This is a genomic window from Nocardia fusca NBRC 14340, assembly GCF_001618425.1.
In the GTDB taxonomy this organism is placed as follows: Bacteria; Actinomycetota; Actinomycetes; order Mycobacteriales; family Mycobacteriaceae; genus Nocardia; species Nocardia fusca.
The window spans coordinates 136429-154365 of sequence record NZ_BDCU01000018.1 but is presented as its reverse complement, the minus strand read 5'-3'; the positions used below and the strand labels follow the sequence as shown (position 1 = coordinate 154365).

Here is a 17937-nt window from a genome sequence, read left to right as displayed (position 1 = left end):
CGGGGAGGGACACTCGTCGGTGCCGGTATCGTCTCAGCGACTTCCGGCTACCTGCCGCCGCGCGGCATCGACGATCTCGTCGACCAGCCCCCATGCCCGCGCCCGCTCGGCGTCGAGCGCCACACCGGTCACGAACAGGTGCAACGCACGCCAGCGGCCGATCCGGCGCGGCACGCTCACCGTGCCCCCGGCGCCGGGGATCAAACCCATCGCCACTTCGGGTAGACGGACGACGGTATCGGGCGCGGCGACCACCCGTCCGGCGAACGCGGCGATCTCGATCCCGGCTCCGACACAGTGCCCGTGCAACCGGACCTCGATACGATCGGCGAGCCGGGCCATCAACCGGGCGGCACCACCGCGGGTACGGATCAGATGCGCGGTCGCGATATCCGGTGTGTGGCCGAACTCGTCCAGATCTCCGCCGGAGCAGAAGGACGACCCCGCACCGTCCAGGACGATCCGGCCGAACGCGTCGGCGACGACCGCGGTACGCAGCGCCTCGACCAGGCCGTCCCGTACCGCCGTCCCGTAGGCATTGCGCCGTTCCGGACGGTTGAGGGTGATCCGGAGGGTGTCGCCCTCGGCCGACAGCAGCACCGGAGCGGTATCGGGTGGCGGCGGCAGCGGCCGGCCCAACCGTCGCCGTTCGCCGAGCCAGGCACCGAATTCGGCGCCGCCCTGCAGCGTCGAGTACGCCAGCGATTCCACATCGATCGCCGCGGGCACCGGCAGATCCTCCGAGGCGCGCAACACCTGCCCGGCGATATGGGACGCCTGCGGACACCGTTGCACACGTGCGAGGAATTCGGTGCGCGCGCGATCGAGGTCCGCCACACCCACGACCGAGCGATCCGCCGTCTCGGCCGTGGCATAGGTCAGGTCCAACGCGGCGGTCAGGGGCGCCAGGTCCGGGGCGATCCCGCCGGAGCAGACCCCGACCGCCAGGCTCCCCCACGCGGCGATCCGGGCCGCGGCGGTTCGCGCGGTCGCACCGTCGGCGCCGTCCAGCTCGACGATCAGTACGGGCTCCAGCAGCGAGTCCGGGTCCAGGACCGATTCCGGGAGAGCGCCACCGGCCACTTCCGCCGCGGTAAGCGTTCGCACGTCCATATCCACCGTCCCTGACATCGTCCCTCGGAACGTAGCAGGACCCGGCCCTCGCCGATCGCTTGCCCGGACCCCGGCGCCCACCCTTCCTGCGTCCAGGTCACGCGGTCGCTGCCCGCGGGTGAGGCCGCACAGGACCTGGCCGGGACTGTCGTGCGGAGAATTCCAGTACGCTTGTCCTGCAAACTGTTCCGAGGAGGCCGACCGTGCTCCATCATGTGCAGATCGCCTGCCCGCCGGGCGGCGAAGAGTCGATGCGCGCGTTCTACCACGGCGTACTCGGCTGGGCGGAAATCCCGAAGCCGCCGCTGCTCGCCGCGCGCGGCGGGTGCTGGTTCGCGGTGCCCGGAGTGGATGGCCCGGCCGCCGAACTCCATATCGGGCCGGAGGACCCCTTCCGGCCCGCCCGCCGCGCGCACCCCGCGTTCGTCGTCGATGTGGACGCGGTCGCGGCCGGCCTCGTCGCCGCCGGGTACGCGGTGCGCTGGGCGGACGCCGCCGAGATTCCGGGACGCCGGCGCTTCCACACCGACGACCCGGCGGGCAACCGCCTGGAATTCCTGGGCGCCGGCGACGGCGCCGGGGCGCGCCGTGTTCCCTTCGATATCGCGGACTACGAACGCCGGGTGCGGGAGAGTCCGTGTTTCATCTGCGCGATCGTCGCCGGCACCCACGACTCCGAACTGGAACGGATCATCGACGAGGACGACGAGAACATCGCGTTCCTGTGCCGCTATCCGACATTGACCGGTCACACCCTCGTCGCGCCGAAACAGCATCACGAGCATGTGGTGCGCGACCTCGAGCTCGAGAAGTTCCGGCGCCTGACCGAGATGGTCCATCGGGTCGCCCGCGCGGTGGAGACCGTGGTACCGACCGAGCGTATGTACCTGGCCAGCCTCGGTAGCCAGCAGGGCAATTCCCACCTGCACTGGCATATCGCGCCCCTGCCCCCGGGCGTGCCCTATCGCGAACAGCAGTTCCACGCGCTCATGGCCGAGAACGGCGTGCTCGCATGGACGCTCGCCGATGCCGTCGACCTCGCCGGGAGACTGCGCCGGGCGCTGAACTCCTAGTCGTTCGCGAGCGGCATCCGCCCGGCCGCCACGGGAGCAACCGGACCCGGGCACGCGCAGATCCGGAGTACGCGCTTTTGTGTTCCGGCTGATCGCAATCCTGTCCGGTCGGCACTGCGCGCGCTTGGATCGAGAGCAGCAACTGCGGGTCGCCACGGGAGCGCCGGCCGGCTGTTCCCTCCGGGACGGTATCCGGTCGGCCGCCACGGGTGGTCGCCGGCGCGCGTGACAGCCGCCGGTCCACCGGCAACGGCGAGCGGGCGGCCCGACGGAGAGACCTCGGAGGAGCACCACATGGCAACGCAGACCGCGGCCACCGGAAACGACACGTTCCTCGCCGACTGGCAGGACTGGCATCGGCAGCAGGAGGCGCGGCTGGCCGATCCGCACGGATTCCTGGCGGTGACCGGCCTGCACTGGCTCACCGCGACACCGCAGCGGTTCGCCGACGCACCGGGCAGCTGGTCCACCGGCACCGACGGCGTCACCGTGGTTCTCGACGAGGACGAGGAACTGGTGATCGACGGAACCGTCCGACGCGGTACATACCGGTTCGGGATCATCGCGGAGCGCGAGGGCGTCGAGGCCGGATGGGGCGACGCCGTGATCGAGGTCGCCAAACGCGGCGGGCACGATATCGTGCGCCCACGGCACCCGGACAACCCGTTGCGCACCGGGTTCCGTGGCACGCCCGCCTACGCGCCGGATCCGAAATGGGTGGTCGCCGGACACTACACCGCGTTCGCCGAGCCGCGGCCCACCACGGTCGGGGCGGCCGTGGAAGGTCTCGAACACGTCTACGACGCCCCCGGCCGGATCGACTTCGAGTGGGACGGGCAGACATTGGGACTCACCGCTTTTCCCGGGAAGACCCCGGGCGCTCTCACCGTGCTCTTCACCGATGCGACCTCCGGCGTCACCACCTACGCCGCCAACCGCGTGCTGCAACTACCGCCGCCGGACGCGGACGGGACGGTGACCCTGGACTTCAACCGGGCCGTCAATCTGCCCTGCGCCTACACCGATCTGGCGACCTGCCCGCTCCCCCCGGCGGAGAACCGGCTCCCGGTCGCGATCGAGGCGGGCGAGAAGATCCCTTACGAGCGCAGCTGACCCGATGAGTGCGCCCACCTCCATCGCGAACCTGTCGTTCCTGACGCCGGGCAACTACCCCGACGAGGATCCCGCCGCCGGGCTCGAGGACACCCTGCGCCTGTTCGAGTTCGGTGAACGGCTCGGTTTCGACGGCGCCTGGATCCGGCAGCGCCATCTCGAGCACGGCGTCGGGTCGGCGGCGGTATTCCTGGCCGCGGCCGGACAGCGGACCCGCCGTATCCAACTGGGAACCGCCGTGATCCCGATCGGCTACGAGAGCCCGTTCCGGTTGGCCGAGGATCTGGCGATGGCCGATGTATTGTCCGGCGGGCGACTGCAACCCGGCTTCAGCGCGGGCACTCCGCCGCATGCGGAGCTGATCGGGGATCTCGTCTTCGACGGCGACTGGCGCGGCTACGACCTCTCCTACGGGCGGATCGAGCGGTTGATCGATAATCTGCGCGGCGACTACCTGGGCGAGCCGGACACGGTGATCCATTCCCCCGGCAATACGCAGCGGCCGCGGCTGCAACCGCACGATCCGGGGCTGGTCGATCGGCTCTGGTACGGCGGCGGGAGCACCCGGTCGATGCGCTGGGCCGGTGCGCACGGATTGAACTTGCTCACCGGCAATATCGTCTTCGGTGAGCACAGCGACGATTTCACCACCGCACAGCAGGGTCTGATCGCGGAATATCGCCGCCGCGTCGATCCGGCCCGGCCGGCTCGGGTCGCGGTGGGCCGGGTGATCGTCCCGTTCGACAGCGCCGACCGCACCACCCGCGAACGCTACCGCCGCTACGCGGCCGGACGATACGAGCGCACCCGCGCCCCGCAGGGCGAACGGCGGATCCTGTTCGCTCCGGATCTGGTCGGCACCGCCGAGCAGATCCTCGATCGGCTCCGCGCCGATCCGGTCCTCGCCGGGACCACGGAGTTGCGGCTGGAGCTACCGTACGAATTCCATCGCGGCGACTACGAGCAGATACTCCACGACACCGTCGAGTACATCGCACCGGAGCTGGGCTGGCAGCCGTCGGGCGAACTGGTCTGACCACTTGACCTCTTACCAATAATGGGTCTACCGTCCGTGGTATGGCACTGAAGCGGATCGCCCGCCGGTCGGTTCCGGACGAGATCTACGAGCAGCTCGTCGACGACGTCCTCACCGGCGAGCTCACCCCCGGCTCGGCCCTGCCCGCCGAACGTCAACTGGCCGAAGCGCTGGGCGTCTCCCGGCCCACTGTCCGCGAAGCGGTCCAGCGGCTCGCGCGGGCGGGGCTGGTGGAGATCCGCCAGGGCGGCAGTACCACCGTCCGCGATCCGCGCCGCTCCGGCGGCCTGGAACTGTTGCCGCGATTGCTCCTGCGCGGCGGCCGGCTCGACCACTCCGTGGTGCGCAGCATCCTGGAGACCCGGGCGACCCTGGGCCGCGAGGTCGCCGGCCTGGCCGCCCGCCGCCACGGTCCGGCCGCCGGCCCGGCACTCACGGCCGCGGTGGACACACTCGCCGGTCGAGACGATCCGCTGGCCCGCCAGCTCGCGGCACTCGCCTTCTGGGACCACGTGGTCGACGCCGCCGATTCGATCGTCTACCGCCTGCTGTTCAACCAGCTGCGCACCGTCTACGAACCCGCCATGGCCGCCCTCACCGGCGTCATGGACACCGAGGTGGGACAGCCCGAGCGCTACCGCGCGCTCGCCGCGGCCGTCATCGCCGGTGACGCCGATTCGGCCCAGACCCGTGCCGACGCGCTGCTGTCCCTGGCCGGCGCGGAATTCGACAACCTCCTGCACCGATTGGAACAGACCCCATGAACCTCTCGCATGCGCTACGCGCCCGGCGCAGCCGTAACACCGGGATCGACCGTCTCGCCGAGGGGCGGTTGGCCGCCGACGAGGCGAAGGCCGCTCGCCGCGCACCGGAGTCGCTGGCGGACGTGTTCGCCTCGTTCCGTCACGCGCCCTCGCCCTGGGTGATCGCCGCGCTACTGATCACCGCCGCCACGGCCCGTGTCCTGGTGGGCGACTGGCAACTCACCGACGCCCTGGTTCCGGTGCTCATGGTGGCCGCGTTCCCGTTCGTGGAATGGTTCATCCATGTCTGCGTGCTGCACTGGCGGCCGCGCGCCCTGGGCCGCTGGCGGATCGACTCGCTGCTGGCGCGTAAGCACCGCGAACACCATGCCGACCCGCGGATCCGGGAACTGGTCTTCATCCCGTGGCAGACCTTCCGCTGGCTGCTGCCCGTCCTGGTGGCCATCGCACTACTGGCCTTCGGGCGTCCGGGCCTGGGTCTGACCTTCCTCACCACCGTGGGCGTCCTCGGACTGGTCTACGAATGGACCCACCTCCTCGTGCACACCGACTACCAGCCGCGCAGCGCCCTCCTGCGCGCGGTGCGCCGCAACCACCGTCTGCACCATTTCAAGAACGAGCACTATTGGTTCGCCGTCACGACCGCCGGAACCGCGGACCGGGTCCTGGGCACCTATCCCGATCCCGCCTCGATCCCCAACTCCCCCACCGCGAAGGCCCTGCACAAGCCGCAGGCCGTCTGACGCTCGGCCGCGATATCGCCTTCCGGCGCTGCGCACCCGGTACCGGGTGCGCAGCGCCAACCGCCGCAGGGTAGTAGTGAACCCACAGCTTCACGGCGTTCGGGCGGTTCGGGTTTCGACGTGCACCGCCGGGGCAGCCGGTTCTTCCGCAGGTTCCACCCCACAGATCCGAGGATGGCGTATGCACCGATTTCCCGGTCAGGACACGAACACGGCACGGCATGAGATCGCCTGCCGTATCGAAGATCTGCTCGACGAGCAGGCTCGTGTGGTCGATGAGCTGCTATCCGCCGAAGCGGCGTATATCGAAGCGGTGGCCGCGGCCCGGGAAGCCGGCCTGCTGTGCCGGTCGGATCTGACCGAGGCCTATGACCGGTTGCGGGGCTGGGGTATCTCCAATTTCTCGAATCGCTGGCGAAGGCTGGTCGAAACAGGCCCGGCAGACACACCCGCGGCGCAGGTCACGCCGCGGGATCGAGTGCCGCGAACGCGCTGTCGACCGGGCGAAAACGGTGAACTCGGTGTGGTCGAGGGCTTCGGCCGCTGACCCGGTCATACCGGCCCGGTGAACACCACCTCTACACCCGGGTGATGTCGCGGCGCTCGGGCTCTTCCCAGGCCTCCCGCAATACAGCGGCCGCCAGCTGCGCGAACTCCCGCACCCGCCGCTCGCGCCGGTTCTCCGGCACCGCGACGCAGATCTCGACAGGTTCGGCGTCCAGCACCTGCCGGTAGATCAGGTCGGGCCGCGAGTACACCTGCGCAACCCCTCGCGGTACCACCGCGATACCGTGACCGGACGCGACGAGCTCGAACTTCTCCTCGATCGATGCCATACGCCGGACCTGCGCACCGATGGCCGGCTCCCCACGAGATCTGCCTCGAGCAGCGGCCGATCGGCGGCCGGCGACCCGGCGAGCCGATGAGCGACCGGCAGGCACGCGACTTTCGGCTCGGTGGCCACCGTGACAGTGCGCAGCCCGGTGCCGTCGAAAGGCCGGCGCAGATATCCGACATCGGCCCGGCCGTCACGCAGCGGCAGTTCCCGTTCCCACCACTTCAGCTGGAACAGCTCCACTTCCACCTCGGGCCGGATCTCGGCGAAGGCACGCAGGGCCGTGGATACGCGCAGCCCTGAGGCGAATCCGACGACGAGGCGCTCCACCCCGCGGTCGACCTCCCGCTCCCGCCGGACAGCGGAATCGATGGTGGTGAACAGCCCTCGGGCCTCCTCGTACAGCTGGGCACCCGACGGCGTCAATTGCACACTGCGGGTGGTGCGCTCGAGCAGCGTGCAGCCGAGTTCTTGTTCGAGCGCGCGGATCTGCCTCGAACACGGTCCATCCCGGGGCGAGAAACTCCGCGCGATCGTGCGCGACCTCGCCAAGCTCGCCGGCCCGGTCCGCGACCGGGTCGATATCGTGCGCGGCTCGCACGGCGACCCTGCCACCGTGGATCATGCCTTCGCCGGAGCCGACGCGGTCTTCTGGCTCGTCCCACCGGATCCCGCCGCGCCGAACCTGGACGCCGCGTATTCCGGCTTCACCCGCGCCGCGGCCCGCGCGTTCGCCGCACACGGTGTCCGGCACGTGGTCGGAGTTTCGGCCCTGGGCCGCGGCACACCGGTCGCGGACCGCGCCGGCCTCGTGACCGCCTCACTGGCCATGGACGACCTCATCGCCGGCTCCGGCGTCAACTATCGCGCGCTCGCGAATCCGTCGTTCATGGACAACCTACTGCGCCAGGCGCATTCCATTCGTGACGAAGGGGTGTTCACCGGCACCCTGGCCGCCGACCTGCCGGCACCGCTGGCCGCGACCGGTGATATCGCCGGGGCCGCGGCCCGGCTGCTGCTCGACCGATCGTGGACGGGGATCGGTGAGGTTCCGGTACTGGGCCCGCAGGACCTCACACCCGACGAGATGGCACAGACGATGTCGGAGGTGCTGGACAGGCCGGTGCGCTACCGGCGGGTGACGCTCGACGACCTGGCCGCGGCCACTGCGAGCTCCGGCGCCGGCGATGCTTTCGTCCGGGGCATGGTCGATATGATGCGGGCCAAGGACGAAGGCCTCGACAACGGCGTGCCGCGCACCCCGCAGACCACGACTCCCACCACCTTCCGTCAGTGGTGCACAGCGGTTCTCGCTCCGGCCGTGCTCGCCTGATCACGGCCGGACACCCTCGGGAGGTCGTTCGGTGGGCGGACCGTGGATCGCGCCCCGCCCGGCTGCCGACGGCCGGGCGGGCCGCCGGGCACGCGGGCTCTCCACGCCCCTTCTCGCGACGACCGCAGACAGCGCCGCGCGCGCCTCGATCCGGCATCGCCGGTCGATGCGGCCCGAACCGGCCGTCCCGAAGGTGTCGCGCCGGCGGCGTTCACGGGCGCTCCAAGTAGGCGACTATGCCGCCGATCAGGGCTTTCAGCGCGTCGTCGAGATCGCCGTAGGTCCCCAGGGTGCGTTCGGAGGTGATCCCGCGCATCGCCGCCGGGATGAGGGCGGCCACCTGCCGCACCTTGTCCGGGTCGAGGTCCATATCGGCGAAAGCGCGCTGACAGGCCTTGTCCCAGTTCGGTTTCCACGATGCCAGTTCCGCGGCGGTGCGCGGATAGTCACGTTCGAGTTCGGCGTGCTCGCGCGGCAGGGCGGCGCGCAGTGTTTCGATGGCCAGCGATTCCGGTCTGCGCAGCCCGCCGGCCATGGCGGCGATCATCGCGGCCACCCGCTCGTGCAGGGTGCCGTCCGGTTTGATCCCGGCGGGCAGGTCTCCGCGCTTGTCCGCGGTGTACCGCAGGACCGCCGCCCACAGGCCGTCGATATCGCCGAACTGGTACTTGATCACTCCCCAGGTGGCGCCGATATCGCGGGCGATCCGGTTACCGGAGACCGCCGCGGGATCACCGGTGGCGAGTGAGGCGATGGCCGCCTCGAGCATGCTCTCCCGAGATTGGATCCCGCGCCTGTTCGCTCGTCTCCCGCCCACCGCCGCTTCCGTCACGATGGACGACTTTACCCGCCCTGAGCAGGGTGATCCAGTTTCACATAACCCTCTTGTATTCTTTCATAGAGGGTTCTATGCTCGGGAACGCCACGTGCCCGCCGTCATACACCCACACACGGACGGTGCCGTGGCCGCGCCCGCTACAGCCCTCGATGCCTGGAGGATCGCGATGGCAAAACCACCACTACCGATGGAGCCGACGGGCTGGTTCCAGGTGGCCTGGTGCAGCGAGATCGGCGTCGGCGCGGTACACCGGATGAAGTACTTCGGCCGCGAAATGGTGGCCTGGCGATCGGCATCGGGGCGGGTCACCGTATTCGACGCCTATTGCGAGCATCTGGGCGCGCATCTCGGCTACGGCGGCCGGGTGGAGGGCGAGAACCTCGTCTGCCCGTTCCACGGCTGGGAGTGGAATCGCGAGGGACGCAATGTCTGTATCCCCTACGAGAGCCACCCGAACAAGGGCCGCCGCATCCGCAGCTACCCGGTGGTGGAGCGTAACGACGGTGTCTGGATCTGGTACGACGTCGACGGCCGGCCACCGTATTTCGAAGTGCCCGATATCTTCGCCGCGTTCGCCGACGGCAAAACCGCCGCGGACTACTACCCGCCGGTACCCGCGGCCACGCTGTACCGGCCCGGACTCGAACTGCACCCGCAGTACGTGATGGAGAACGGTGTCGATTTCGCGCACTTCAAGTACGTGCACAAGACCCCGTTCGTGCCGGAGTTCACCCGCCATGATTTCTCCGGACCCGTCTCCTACGTCGATTTCACCATCGCCTTTGACGAGGGCGTGGCCGAAGACCAGGTCAACAGCGGTGTCGAATCGATCAACGCCGGACTCGGATGTTCGATCACCAAGAGCTGGGGCATGATCGACAACCGCACCATGCCCGCGGTCACCCCGGTCGACGAGCACACCTCCGATGTCCGGTTCACCGTGTGGATCGGCCGCAAACCCGGCGACGAGAGCCCGGAGATCACCGCCTACGGCACGGCGATGGCCGGTTTCGTGATCGAGCAGTTCGAAGCCGATATCCACATCTGGGCGCATCAGCGCTACTCCGACCCGCCCGCGCTGTCGCGTAAGGAATACGCGGGCTTCCGGGCACTGCGCGAATGGGCCCGGCAGTTCTACCCGGACATCGGCGCGGCCGAACCCGCATCGAACGCGAACGCGACCGGCGCATGACCGCGGACCCGAACCAGCAGCCTCGACCCGCAGACAGAAAGGCCCACCCATGAGCACCTCCGGCAAGATCCGGGTATTCCAGGTCGCGACCGGCAACCTCGGCACCGAGATGATCGGCCGCATCCGCGATCACCCGGACCTCGAACTCGTCGGGCTGCACTGCTACACCCCGGACAAGATCGGCCGGGACGCCGGCGAGATCGTCGGCATCGGGCCGATCGGGGTGACGGCGACCGGTACGGTCGAACAGATCCTCGAGGCGCGGCCCGATGTCCTCACCTTCCACGGCGTCTTCCCCGACGAAGATCTCTACGAGAAGGTGCTGGAAGCGGGCATCAATGTGGTGACCACCGCGGATTGGATCACCGGGTTCCACCGCGACACCAACCACTCCCATCCGTCCGGCCGCAAGGTCAGTGAGATCATCCGGGCCGCGTGCGAGCGCGGCAATTCCACCTTCTACGGCACCGGTATGAACCCGGGGCTGGCGCAGGTCCTCGGGATCGTGCACACCGCCGACGTCGCCGCGATCGAGAACATCACCGTCACCGAATCGGTGGACGTCTCCTGTCACCATTCTGTCGACACCTGGAAAGCTGTCGGCTACGGCCGCCCGGTCGATGATCCGACCATCCCGGACTCGTTGCACAAGTACACCGCGGTCTTCGCCGATTCGGTCTACCTGATGGCCGACGCCTTCGACCTCGAACTGGACGAGGTCACCTTCCACTACGAGCTCGGCGCCTGCACGAAGGATATCGATCTGGGCTGGTATTTCCTGCCCAAGGGCTCACTCGGCGCCAACTACATCAAATATCAGGGTCTGGTCGACGGGGTACCGCGGGTGGAAACCCATCTCGAATGGCAGATGACCCCGCATACCGACCCCGCGTGGAATATCAAGGGCTGCTACATCACCCAGGTCACCGGCGATCCCAGCATCTACAGCAAACATATGATCTTCCCCCGGAAGGGCTTCGACCTGTCGAATCCGGAGAACTTCGCCTCGATCGGGATGACCGTCACCGGATTACCGGCCCTCAACTCCCTGCGGTCCGTTGTCGCCGCGCGTCCGGGCATCATCACCAGCGCCGATCTCCCGCTGCGCGCGTTCGCCGGGCGTTTCGCTATTTGAGCGGTGCGCCACAAGCCCCGCCGGCGCGCCCGAGCAGTCCGGCGCTGGTACCCGGCGGTGGCCCACGGCGCGCTCACTGTGCAATTATCCAGTCGGCGATATCGTCGATGACCTGCACGTCCACATGGTGGGGCCGGGTGTAGTCCGCGGGCAGGGAGATCCCCTCGCCGGGGAAGAACATGTGGTCCGCGGCCGGGTAGGTACGGATCGTCACGGGGGGGCGACCGGCGAGGGCGGTACGCCAGCCGGCCAGGTCCGCGGTCACGGTCACCTGATAGTCGCGTTCGCCCTGGAGGAACAGCATCGGTAGATCCAGGGTCGCGGCCACCGCGGCCGGGTCGTAGGCGCGCAGGTCCAGCCAGTACGGCGCGGGCATCCCGAAAGGCAGCCGGTCGGCCGGCGTGATGGGGGAAAGGTCGTCGCTGTCCACCAGTTCTGCCTGTGCCGTGACGATCTCGACCGACGGTAGGCCGGCCGCGGCGGCCGGATCGACCCTCCCCAGGTGTTCGACGACCCGCACCAGCGACCACTGCAGCGGACCGTGTCCCCGGCCAGGACGACCAGACCGGCCACCGCGGGATCGGCGGCCGCCACCCGCGGGGCAAATCTGCCACCCATACTGTGGCCGACCACGAAGACGCGATCGGCATCGATATTCGGGAGGTCGCGCAGATACCCCACTGCCGCCACCGCGTGTGGGACGTATTCGTCGGTGGGTGTGAAGACGGCCGTCGCGGCAACCGCCTCGGGATGGGCGTGGGTGACCTTGTCGAATCGCAGCACCGCCACCCCGCGACCGGCCAGCCCCCACGCGATGTCCTTCAGGTTCTTGTTCGGTCCGGCGGTGCCGTCCCGGTCGAACGGTCCGCCGCCGGCGAGCAGTACCACCGCAGGGAACGGACCCGCACCGCGCGGCGCGGTGACCGATCCCGGTACGGCGAACCGCCCGGATCCCACTGTTGTCTCCCGGCCGGCCCGCACCCGATCCGACGACGGATATCGAGCAGGAATCATGATCACACCGGCCATCCCGGCGCATCGGACTCTGCGGCTACGCTCCCCGAAGCAGTACGCCGGACAATAGTTCAACCGAAGAGCGCATGGGCGGCGGCGTAGCCCAGTGCCGCCGCGATCAACCCGATGGCGACGCTGGAGGCGGCGTAACCGATCGCGTACCGGTAGGCGCGCTGTTCGGTCAGGCGCACGGTCTCGTAGGAGAAGGTGCTGTAGGTGGTGAAGGCGCCGCAGAATCCGGTGCCCGCGAGCACCGTCCACGCGGCCGGTAGCCCCGCGCCGGTGAGACACCCCAGGATGAGGGATCCGGATACGTTGACCACGAAGGTGCCCCACGGGAACCGGCCGTCGTGCCGCGCCTGTACGAATCGGTCCAGCAGGTAGCGCAGCGGCGCGCCGACCGCGGCCCCGGCGATCACCAGCACAACGTTCATCGTGCCCCGCCCCGTCCGGCCCGCCGGGTGAGGCCGACGCCCAGCGCGCAGGCCGCTACCGCCGCGAACAGGGTCGACGCCAGATATGCGGCACCGATCACGGCGGAGCCCGGCTCGAGCAGAGCCCGGATATCGTTGGCGTAGGTGGAGAACGTGGTGAACCCGCCCAGTACGCCGACCCCCAGAAACGGGCGCGCCAGCGGATGCGCCGGTCGCAGTTCGGTGATCACCACCATCAGCGCACCGAGCAGGAAACTGCCGCCGACGTTGATGACGAACACTGCCCATGGAAACCCTCCGGCCGGTGTGGGCCAGCCGAGGGTCAGACCATAGCGGCCCAGCGCGCCCAGCGCCCCACCGGCGGCGATGACCGCGAGAATCGCACCGTGCGACGCGGCGAGCTCGGCGCGCTGGGGCGGATCCCGCAGATCGATATCCGGGTCCATGGGCAGGAACGGTCCGTGAATAGGTTGCGGATCATCGGGCACAGCGGTCTCCTCCTCCGGAGCCGTCCGGACCGGACGCGGTGGAGCCGGGCATCACGAGGCCGCGTACCAGCCGATCCGGCACGTGTCGTCGACGGGCCGGGTGATGGACCAGAGGCGGCGGAACCGGGAGGCCGCGATCTTCCAGCGGCCGTCCTCGAGGACGTAGGAGTCCTCGTATTCGCCGGTCGACAGCGTATCGGTGTGGTCGAGCAGGTTCACCTGACGGAACTGCATGGTCCACTGCCCGGAGGCGGTACCGTCGGCGTGCACGGTGATATCGGGGTGCATCCCGTGGTGCATATCGAGCACCACATGTTTGCCGTCCACCTGCCGCAGGGCGATGGATTCGAAGACCGCGGCCATTCCGTCCGCGTCCGAAACCCCCAGCTCGCCGTAGTCGAGGACGGCCCCCTCGGTAACGAAACACGCGCGGAAACGCGCGGGGTCCTTGGCATCGCAGGCGCGGAAGTAGCGGTGTTTGAGCGCCTTGATCGCCTCGATCGCTTCCAGCACGGTGAGGCGATGGGCCGGGTCGGCCTCGGGTGACGGTGATCCGGACATACGGCCTCCTCGTTCGGTGGCCGGTATCCGCGGCGCTACGCCGGCCCCGGCCGAACCGGCTCGTATCGCATCACATCACATCACCACCGGACGGCGACGACGGCCCGGCTCACCGAAGCCGTCGCCCCGAGAACCACCGAGGAGCACCGATCCTCGCGGGCCGCCGTCGCGCTTCCCCGCGAGATGCCCCACCGGCCGGATCGGCGCCTCGTCGATCGCGCCGCCGGACAACAGGTGCGTCGCGGCGGCATGTGAGCCGGCCGGACGACCGCAGGTGCGCGTTATGGTGAGGCTGCCGGACGGTCTTTCCGCCGGGCCCCGTACAGGGCCCACCGGTTCGCGAATAGTTCCGGGTCCCATCGATGCCGGGGGCCGGAAGGGCCGGGAGTTCCGCCGAACTGCTGGATCATTCGACTGCTCGCGAAAGGTGGCAGGATGCGCGCACCCTACCGGGAAGTGGTGGACCGGCGGCCGGGTATGCGACCCGCCGCGCGATGACCGGGGATATCGCGAAACGCCGGTGGCACGACTTCCGCGGGTCGCGGTTCTTCCCGGCCACCGTGATCATCGGCATCCTGGCCTGTGCCGCCGCCCTTTTCGCCGGCTCCTACACCTATGCCACCGCCAACCCGAAGCCGGAATACGTGCCCATCGCAGTGGTCGGAACGATGCCCGCCGCGCAGGCGGCGCAACTGGAAGCCGAGCTGGCGACCGCGATGGGCAGTTCGCTGCGGGTCCACCGCTTCACCGACCGCGCGACCGCGCTCGACGCGCTCCAGGACCAGGCCGTATTCGCCGTCGTCGGGACCTCCCCGGCCGACAACACGGTGACACTCGATCTGTCCAGCGCCTCCGGCCAGACGGTGGCGACCGCCCTCGCGCAGGGGCTACCGCCGATCGCCGAACACGCCGGGTACACCGTCCGGGTCGACGATCTGAATCCACTGCAGGCAGGCGACCCGCACGGTCTCACCATCTTCTACATGACGATCGCCTCGGTCGTCGTCGGATTCGTCGGCGCGGTCCAACTCGGGGTCAACGCCCGGGATCTGCACCCGGGCGAACGTATCGCCTGCACCGCGGCATACGCGCTGCTCGGCGGCTTCGCCATTGTGGCAACCGTCGATTGGGTCCTCGGCGCGCTCGAACTCCCGTTCCGATCCTGGGCGGTCCTCGCGCTCACCATGTTCACCTGCGGCATGGTCTTCACCATGTTCCAGGCCCTGTTCGGACGATGGGCGATACTGCCGACCTGGGGCATCATGATCCTGCTCGGCAACCCGACCTCCGGCGGCTCGGTGTCGTGGCCGCTGCTTCCCCGCCTGCTCGCGACGATCGGCGGGTGGCTGCCACCGGGTGCCTCGGTGAACGCCCAGCACACGGCCGTCTACTTCCCGGACCATCAGCACCTCGGCCCCTGGCTGGTGCTCGCGGGGTGGTCGGCGGTCGCGATCGGGGTCTTCCTCGTCGCACAGCGGCGATCGGACAACCGGCAGCCCGCGGGCGCCGAGGCCGGCTGAGGAGGGCGGCGTCGGTCCGCGCCGCATGGGTACGGAGGGTCCCGGCACGACCGCACCCACGCGCGCGGAACCCGGCTCAGGCCGCGAGTACGACCCCCGCCCCGGGGAGCACCGCGGTGGACTGCGGCGGGGCCTGGTATTGCTCGCGGTTGTGCGTCGCCGTGACCAGCACGGGGCCCGCACCGGTCACCACCGGCGCGCTGGTGGGCAGCGCGGCGGCATACTTCTGGTCGCCGGGGACGTCGATCCCGTTCCAGTGCCGCAGATCGACGCTGCCCGCGGCGCCGGTGTTCAGGTTCTGCCAGTGCACGGTGATCCAGCGGTAGTTGTATTGATAGTGGTAGGGCGCCGGAACCGGCACCGAGAAGGTGACCGTCCCCGGTTGTTCGCCTGTCGTCCCCACCACCGAGATCGTCTGCAGAACTCCGCCGGGAACGGCGCCGGGGCCGATTTCCGGGCCGGTCACCACCGGGATCGGCAACGGGGTCACGACCGGGGCCGCGGCGGCCTCGCCCACTGCGGAACCCACTGCCAACGGAGCGATCAGTGCGGCGATCAATACGGTCCTACGCATACGAGACATACGATCCTTTCCTCGATGAACAGTTCCCCTTGTGCAGCGGATCCGCGCGGCAGGACCTGGAGATCCGGCGCGCGGCAGAGCAACACCAACCGCCCCCGCATGCGCGGTCGACAGTATCCGAGTCGGCTGTCGTCGACGCGGAAAACGCCTGACCGGAGAATGTTTCAGATCAGGACCGGCGGTACGCGCGGCGCGACCCCGCCCGGGAAGCCGCGGAGGCCGAAGCCGCGGGGCCGACCGTGGCCGACCTGCGCACCGCGCGCTGCCGGATGGAATTCTCCGATATCGGCGCCGTCGTATGGATCCTGCGCAAATGCGTCTGGTGCGTGCCGGATTTCTCCGTCGACCGCTACCGGGACACTCTTGTGGAATTGGACCGGGATATGCGCGACGGGCACCCGTTCGTCGCATTCTCCACCCGGCATCTCATCGACGCGGTCCGCTGACCCGGCACGACAGACGTGCCTGCCCGCCGGTGCACCGGCGTCGGTGCGCGACACTGGATCGGTGAGTACCGACAACGGCCCGACACCCCCGCCGGCCAGCGCCTCGATCATCGTGCTGACACTGGCGCGGCGAGTGGAGACCGAACTCAATGCCGCCCTGGCGACGCTGGATCTGACCGTCGGCCGCCTGGGTCTGCTCGGACATATCTCCGGCGTGCCGGGTGCGTCGTTCTCGGAGCTCGCGCGGATGTCGGGGATCAGTGTGCAGAGCGTGCACACGGCGGTGAAGGCCCTGGTCGGCGCCGGACTGGTCCACGACCGTACGGCCCGCGCCGGGTCGGCGTCGGCGATCGAACTGACCGACGAAGGGATTCGCCTGCTCCGGGCCGCCCAGCAGGTGGTGACCGACGTCGACGAACGCCTGTTCGGCTCCGCGGCCGACCCGGTGCAACGCCGGATCGGCGCGGCCGTCGTGGACGCGTTCACCGGCGGAGCCGCCCCCTGAACCACGCCGCCACCACCGAGACGGCGGCGCAGCGCGGCCGGCCGGGGGCGTGGGCTCCCGTAATGTCGCCTCCACGAGGGGCGTCTGGGCGCCCGGACGAGAAGGAGGTTGCGGGTGCCGGGAACACCGTGGTCGCGCCGGATGGGTTTATCGGTCCCGATCGTGAACGCCCCGATGGGTGGAGTGGCCGGGGGGCGGCTCGCGGCCGCCGTGTCCGCGGCCGGCGGGCTCGGGATGATCGGCATGGGCAGCACCGGATCGGCCGCGGCCCTGGAATACGAACTCACCCAGCTCGATCCGGCGCCCACGGTGTTCGGTATCGGCATGGTGGGCTGGGTGCTCGAGCGCGATCCCGCCCTTCTGGAGGCGGCCCTGGCCGCGCGGCCGGCGCTCGTCTCGGTCGGTTTCACCGAGGAATGGGCCTGGGTCGACCGGGTCCACGCGGCGGGGGCGGCGGCGGTCACCCAGGTCTACGACGCGGACCATGCCCGCCGGGCCGCGGCGGCCGGGGTGGATGTCCTGGTCGCACGCGGCAGCGAGGGTGGCGGCCACGGCGAAACCCGGTTGGGCACACTCGCGGTACTGGATGCGGTACTCGACGCAGTCACGGTGCCCGTCCTCGCCGCCGGTGGTATCGCCACCGCCCGCGGTCTGGCGGCCGTGCTCGCGGCGGGGGCGGCCGGTGCCTGGCTCGGCACCTGCCTGTCGGCCTGCCCGGAAGCGCTCACCCCGGAACCCGCTCGCGCCGCGCTGGTACGCGCCCGGGCCACCGATACGGTGGTCACCCGGGTCTTCGACCTGGGGCAGCGGCTCCCGTGGCCGGACCGCTACCCCGCCCGCGTACTGGCCAACGAGACCACCCGGCACTGGGCGGAGCGGGAGGCCGCATTGTCCGGGGACGGTGCGGCCCGCGACGAGGTGGCGGCCGCCGCCGCCACCGGGGACCCCCGGCGCGCCCCGGTCGACGCCGGTGAGGGCGTCGGTGCCCTCACCCGCAGTCTCCCGGCCAGTGAGGTGATCGCCGCCCTGTGCGACGGAGCCGATCGCCTGCTGGGCCGGTGGACCGGCGGCACCGCGACCACGGCGGACAGCGGCGCGACGAGATGAAAAAGTCATCAGCCGACCGCTCCGGTTTCCGCCGGGCACCGGCGGTGGACGTTCGAGAAGCCGGGCATCGACCTGTCCTCTCGCCGGGCAACCGATCGACCGCG

At 69.8% G+C, this 17937-nt stretch carries 20 protein-coding genes and 2 pseudogenes; 13 read left to right on the top strand and 9 right to left on the bottom strand.

The genetic code is table 11. The features are described 5' to 3' along the window. Window positions 1-33 precede the first annotated feature (33 nt). Complete coding sequence (locus NF4_RS10145) at window positions 34-1113, bottom strand: enoyl-CoA hydratase/isomerase family protein (protein WP_063127042.1); 1080 nt, start codon at window positions 1111-1113, stop codon at window positions 34-36. A gap of 203 nt (window positions 1114-1316) precedes the next feature. Between NF4_RS10145 and NF4_RS38545 the strand changes: the two genes are divergently transcribed. The 6 genes from NF4_RS38545 to NF4_RS10110 all read left to right on the top strand — a co-directional run bounded on the left by NF4_RS38545 (window position 1317) and on the right by NF4_RS10110 (window position 6389). Continuing rightward, window positions 1317-2186, top strand: coding sequence for an HIT domain-containing protein (locus tag NF4_RS38545; protein WP_198165287.1), 870 nt, complete (start codon window positions 1317-1319; stop codon window positions 2184-2186). A gap of 294 nt (window positions 2187-2480) precedes the next feature. Further along, entirely contained in the window at window positions 2481-3299 is an 819-nt protein-coding gene (locus tag NF4_RS10130) for a DUF1684 domain-containing protein (RefSeq protein WP_063127041.1), read from the top strand. Window positions 3300-3303: 4 nt separating this feature from the next. Beyond that, complete coding sequence (locus NF4_RS10125; RefSeq protein WP_063127040.1) at window positions 3304-4335, top strand: LLM class flavin-dependent oxidoreductase; 1032 nt, start codon at window positions 3304-3306, stop codon at window positions 4333-4335. 41 nt (window positions 4336-4376) lie between these two features. After that, window positions 4377-5099 (top strand): FadR/GntR family transcriptional regulator, encoded by a 723-nt coding sequence (locus NF4_RS10120; protein WP_063127039.1) that lies wholly within the window; start codon window positions 4377-4379, stop codon window positions 5097-5099. Further along, window positions 5096-5842, top strand: a complete 747-nt coding sequence (locus tag NF4_RS10115) for a sterol desaturase family protein (RefSeq protein WP_084533015.1) — start codon at window positions 5096-5098, stop codon at window positions 5840-5842. The genes NF4_RS10120 and NF4_RS10115 overlap by 4 nt, the downstream gene beginning before the upstream one ends. A gap of 181 nt (window positions 5843-6023) precedes the next feature. Further along, window positions 6024-6389, top strand: coding sequence for a hypothetical protein (locus NF4_RS10110; RefSeq protein ID WP_063127038.1), 366 nt, complete (start codon window positions 6024-6026; stop codon window positions 6387-6389). 31 nt (window positions 6390-6420) lie between these two features. Here NF4_RS10110 and NF4_RS40000 read toward each other — a convergent pair. Further along, window positions 6421-7229, bottom strand: a pseudogene (locus NF4_RS40000) (LysR family transcriptional regulator). Here NF4_RS40000 and NF4_RS10095 point away from each other — a divergent pair. Further along, window positions 7120-8010: an NAD(P)H-binding protein gene (locus NF4_RS10095; RefSeq protein WP_232330392.1), complete on the top strand. Its 891-nt coding sequence runs from the start codon at window positions 7120-7122 to the stop codon at window positions 8008-8010. The pseudogene NF4_RS40000 and the gene NF4_RS10095 overlap by 110 nt on opposite strands. A 211-nt stretch (window positions 8011-8221) precedes the next feature. On the opposite strand, the gene NF4_RS10090 is transcribed toward NF4_RS10095, so the two are convergent. Further along, window positions 8222-8842, bottom strand: a complete 621-nt coding sequence (locus NF4_RS10090) for a TetR/AcrR family transcriptional regulator (protein ID WP_063127035.1) — start codon at window positions 8840-8842, stop codon at window positions 8222-8224. 172 nt (window positions 8843-9014) lie between these two features. Between NF4_RS10090 and NF4_RS10085 the strand changes: the two genes are divergently transcribed. Both NF4_RS10085 and NF4_RS10080 read left to right on the top strand, forming a co-directional pair. After that, entirely contained in the window at window positions 9015-10040 is a 1026-nt protein-coding gene (locus NF4_RS10085) for a Rieske 2Fe-2S domain-containing protein (RefSeq protein ID WP_063127034.1), read from the top strand. Between the two features lie 49 nt (window positions 10041-10089). Next, complete coding sequence (locus NF4_RS10080) at window positions 10090-11175, top strand: NAD(P)H-dependent amine dehydrogenase family protein (RefSeq protein ID WP_063127033.1); 1086 nt, start codon at window positions 10090-10092, stop codon at window positions 11173-11175. Window positions 11176-11248: 73 nt separating this feature from the next. On the opposite strand, the gene NF4_RS39145 is transcribed toward NF4_RS10080, so the two are convergent. The 5 genes and pseudogenes from NF4_RS39145 to NF4_RS10055 form a co-directional block, all read right to left on the bottom strand. Beyond that, window positions 11249-11695: an alpha/beta hydrolase family protein gene (locus NF4_RS39145; RefSeq protein ID WP_063127032.1), complete on the bottom strand. Its 447-nt coding sequence runs from the start codon at window positions 11693-11695 to the stop codon at window positions 11249-11251. Between the two features lie 41 nt (window positions 11696-11736). Beyond that, window positions 11737-12189: pseudogene (locus tag NF4_RS39995) on the bottom strand (alpha/beta hydrolase family protein); the annotation flags it as partial. A gap of 71 nt (window positions 12190-12260) precedes the next feature. Then, window positions 12261-12623 (bottom strand): fluoride efflux transporter CrcB, encoded by a 363-nt coding sequence (crcB, locus tag NF4_RS10065; RefSeq protein ID WP_063127030.1) that lies wholly within the window; start codon window positions 12621-12623, stop codon window positions 12261-12263. Beyond that, entirely contained in the window at window positions 12620-13111 is a 492-nt protein-coding gene (locus tag NF4_RS10060) for a fluoride efflux transporter FluC (protein ID WP_232330391.1), read from the bottom strand. Before NF4_RS10060 ends, crcB begins: the two co-directional genes overlap by 4 nt. A 51-nt stretch (window positions 13112-13162) precedes the next feature. After that, window positions 13163-13672: a nuclear transport factor 2 family protein gene (locus NF4_RS10055; protein ID WP_063127028.1), complete on the bottom strand. Its 510-nt coding sequence runs from the start codon at window positions 13670-13672 to the stop codon at window positions 13163-13165. Window positions 13673-14166: 494 nt separating this feature from the next. Between NF4_RS10055 and NF4_RS10050 the strand changes: the two genes are divergently transcribed. Continuing rightward, complete coding sequence (locus NF4_RS10050; protein WP_063127027.1) at window positions 14167-15192, top strand: ABC-2 transporter permease; 1026 nt, start codon at window positions 14167-14169, stop codon at window positions 15190-15192. 76 nt (window positions 15193-15268) lie between these two features. Here NF4_RS10050 and NF4_RS10045 read toward each other — a convergent pair whose 3' ends face one another. Beyond that, window positions 15269-15766, bottom strand: a complete 498-nt coding sequence (locus NF4_RS10045) for a hypothetical protein (protein WP_084533011.1) — start codon at window positions 15764-15766, stop codon at window positions 15269-15271. Window positions 15767-16014: 248 nt separating this feature from the next. Between NF4_RS10045 and NF4_RS10040 the strand changes: the two genes are divergently transcribed. The 3 genes from NF4_RS10040 (at window position 16015) to NF4_RS10030 (ending at window position 17833) form a co-directional block, all read left to right on the top strand. Further along, window positions 16015-16221 (top strand): hypothetical protein, encoded by a 207-nt coding sequence (locus NF4_RS10040; protein ID WP_063127025.1) that lies wholly within the window; start codon window positions 16015-16017, stop codon window positions 16219-16221. Between the two features lie 61 nt (window positions 16222-16282). Then, complete coding sequence (locus tag NF4_RS10035) at window positions 16283-16726, top strand: MarR family winged helix-turn-helix transcriptional regulator (protein WP_063127024.1); 444 nt, start codon at window positions 16283-16285, stop codon at window positions 16724-16726. A gap of 114 nt (window positions 16727-16840) precedes the next feature. Beyond that, entirely contained in the window at window positions 16841-17833 is a 993-nt protein-coding gene (locus tag NF4_RS10030) for an NAD(P)H-dependent flavin oxidoreductase (RefSeq protein WP_157120142.1), read from the top strand. The last annotated feature ends 104 nt before the right edge of the window (window positions 17834-17937 follow it).

Bases quoted from the DNA above. Each gene is read 5' to 3' on its own strand.
- NF4_RS10145 (WP_063127042.1), bottom strand. From the start codon at position 1,113: ATGGACGTGCGAACGCTTACCGCGGCGGAAGTGGCCGGTGGCGCTCTC.
- NF4_RS10130 (WP_063127041.1), top strand. From the start codon at position 2,481: ATGGCAACGCAGACCGCGGCCACCGGAAACGACACGTTCCTCGCCGAC.
- NF4_RS10125 (WP_063127040.1), top strand. From the start codon at position 3,304: ATGAGTGCGCCCACCTCCATCGCGAACCTGTCGTTCCTGACGCCGGGC.
- NF4_RS10120 (WP_063127039.1), top strand. From the start codon at position 4,377: ATGGCACTGAAGCGGATCGCCCGCCGGTCGGTTCCGGACGAGATCTAC.
- NF4_RS10115 (WP_084533015.1), top strand. From the start codon at position 5,096: ATGAACCTCTCGCATGCGCTACGCGCCCGGCGCAGCCGTAACACCGGG.
- NF4_RS10110 (WP_063127038.1), top strand. From the start codon at position 6,024: ATGCACCGATTTCCCGGTCAGGACACGAACACGGCACGGCATGAGATC.
- NF4_RS10085 (WP_063127034.1), top strand. From the start codon at position 9,015: ATGGCAAAACCACCACTACCGATGGAGCCGACGGGCTGGTTCCAGGTG.
- NF4_RS10080 (WP_063127033.1), top strand. From the start codon at position 10,090: ATGAGCACCTCCGGCAAGATCCGGGTATTCCAGGTCGCGACCGGCAAC.
- crcB (WP_063127030.1), bottom strand. From the start codon at position 12,623: ATGAACGTTGTGCTGGTGATCGCCGGGGCCGCGGTCGGCGCGCCGCTG.
- NF4_RS10055 (WP_063127028.1), bottom strand. From the start codon at position 13,672: ATGTCCGGATCACCGTCACCCGAGGCCGACCCGGCCCATCGCCTCACC.
- NF4_RS10050 (WP_063127027.1), top strand. From the start codon at position 14,167: ATGACCGGGGATATCGCGAAACGCCGGTGGCACGACTTCCGCGGGTCG.
- NF4_RS10045 (WP_084533011.1), bottom strand. From the start codon at position 15,766: ATGCGTAGGACCGTATTGATCGCCGCACTGATCGCTCCGTTGGCAGTG.